This window comes from Vibrio sp. 10N.222.48.A3 (assembly GCF_041475345.1).
In the GTDB taxonomy this organism is placed as follows: Bacteria; Pseudomonadota; Gammaproteobacteria; order Enterobacterales; family Vibrionaceae; genus Vibrio; species Vibrio tasmaniensis_A.
The window spans coordinates 1-1949 of the sequence record NZ_JBFRVX010001356.1 but is presented as its reverse complement, the minus strand read 5'-3'; the positions used below and the strand labels follow the sequence as shown (position 1 = coordinate 1949).

Sequence of the window (1949 nt, the reverse complement as noted above, 5' to 3'; positions counted from 1 at the left end):
AGCTTAGAACGCACGATGAATGTGTTACGAGAGTCTTCGTTCACGATTAGATCAACGTAACGCTGACGGTAGCGCATCTCTTGGTCAGTTAGGCCGTGGAACTTCTCTGGTAGAGGACGAAGTGCTTTGGTTAGCAACTCAAACTCTTCCATGTTCACGTAAAGGTCACCTTTACCAGACTTGTGAAGCGCACCTTTAACACCGATGATGTCACCGATATCTAGGCCTTGGTACTTCTCTTTCAGCACTTTTTGAACGTCTTTCGCTGCGTACGCTTGGATACGACCAGAAGTTTCTTGAATCGCTAGAAATGGACCACGCTTCGCCATAATACGACCTGCGATCGCAACGATGTGGTTAAGCTCTTCTAGCTCTTCCTTAGTCTTCTCACCGAATTCCGCTTGAAGGTCGCCAGCTAGGTGCTCACGACGGAAGTCATTTGGGTGACCGTTCGCTTTGCAGTTTTGGCGGATATGATCCAGCTTGCTACGGCGCTCAGCGATTAGTTTGTTCTCTTCAGGTGAAGAAGCTTCTTGTGTATTTTCGTTTTGAACAGCATCAGTCATTTGAGATGTACCCTGCTTTTATAATTTGGACAGCTATATTTTTGAAAATATAGGCATTTTTACCAATATTATTGGTAAAGCTTAATAGTTGATAAAGCTTACAGACCTGATTTCAGGCTAGCTTCAATAAACTTGTCTAAGTCACCGTCAAGAACCGCTTGAGTATTACGGTTTTCGATGCCGGTGCGTAAATCTTTGATACGTGAATCATCCAGCACGTAAGAGCGGATCTGACTGCCCCAACCGATGTCTGATTTCGTTTCTTCGCTCGCTTGTTTTTCAGCATTTTGCTTTTGAATCTCAAGTTCAAAAAGCTTAGCACGTAGCTGCTTCATCGCTTGATCTTTGTTCTTATGCTGCGAACGGTCATTCTGACACTGAACCACGGTGTTAGTTGGAACGTGAGTAATACGTACCGCCGATTCCGTGGTGTTTACGTGCTGACCACCAGCGCCAGAGGCACGGTATACGTCAATACGTAGGTCAGAAGGATTAATGTCGATCGTAATGTTGTCATCAATCTCAGGATAGATAAACGCAGAAGCAAATGAAGTATGACGACGACCACTTGAATCAAATGGTGACTTACGAACTAGACGGTGAACACCAGTCTCTGTGCGTAACCAACCGTAAGCGTACTCACCAGAGATACGTACCGTTGCGCCTTTAAGGCCAGCAACATCGCCATCAGACACTTCGATAACTTCAGTCTTGAAGCCTTTCGAATCTGCCCAACGCAAGTACATACGCAACATCATTGAAGTCCAGTCTTGAGCTTCTGTACCGCCCGAACCTGACTGTAAATCGATGTAGCAATCTGATGCGTCGTGATCACCAGAGAACATACGACGGAATTCCAGCTTCTCTAACTTAGCTTCAAGCTCGGCCAGTTCTGGCTCAATTTCATCGAACGTTTCTTGATCTTCTTCTTCAACCGCAAGCTCTAATAGGCCATCAACATCCTCAACACCTTGGTCAAGTTGGTCGATCGTTTCTACTACTGCTTCCAATGCTGAACGCTCTTTTCCTAGCGCTTGAGCACGCTCAGGTTCGTTCCATACATCCGGTTGTTCTAATTCTGCGTTTACTTCTTCTAGACGCTCTTTCTTTGCGTCATAGTCAAAGATACCCCCTCAGGATATTTGTGCGCTCAGACACATCCTGCAGACGGTTTTTTATAGGATTGATTTCAAACATTTTAGCTCATCATTTATGAGTAGAATTTAACCGGAGAATTGTACTCAAAAGTGTGACGGAGATACAGAATTTTTTAGAGTGGTGCACCAAGATTCAATAACTTAATCGGATATAAAATTGACGGGCAGAAAAAACACGCAAAATCTGTAAGGAAAGGAAGGGAAACAAGCCCTGTTTTTGAACAGA

General features: G+C 44.4%; 2 protein-coding genes. Both read right to left on the bottom strand.

Going from position 1 to position 1949, the window contains the following annotated elements:
- On the bottom strand, positions 1–566 hold a 566-nt coding region (locus tag AB4653_RS26310; RefSeq protein WP_372105698.1), incomplete at its 3' end, for an OB-fold nucleic acid binding domain-containing protein.
- A gap of 98 nt (positions 567–664) precedes the next feature.
- Positions 665–1763 (bottom strand): peptide chain release factor 2 gene (gene prfB / locus AB4653_RS26305; protein WP_100208942.1). Its coding sequence is split into 2 segments (ribosomal slippage): positions 665–1687 and positions 1689–1763, totalling 1098 coding nucleotides; the frame shifts between segments, so codons are not numbered across the junction.
- Positions 1764–1949: the final 186 nt, after the last annotated feature.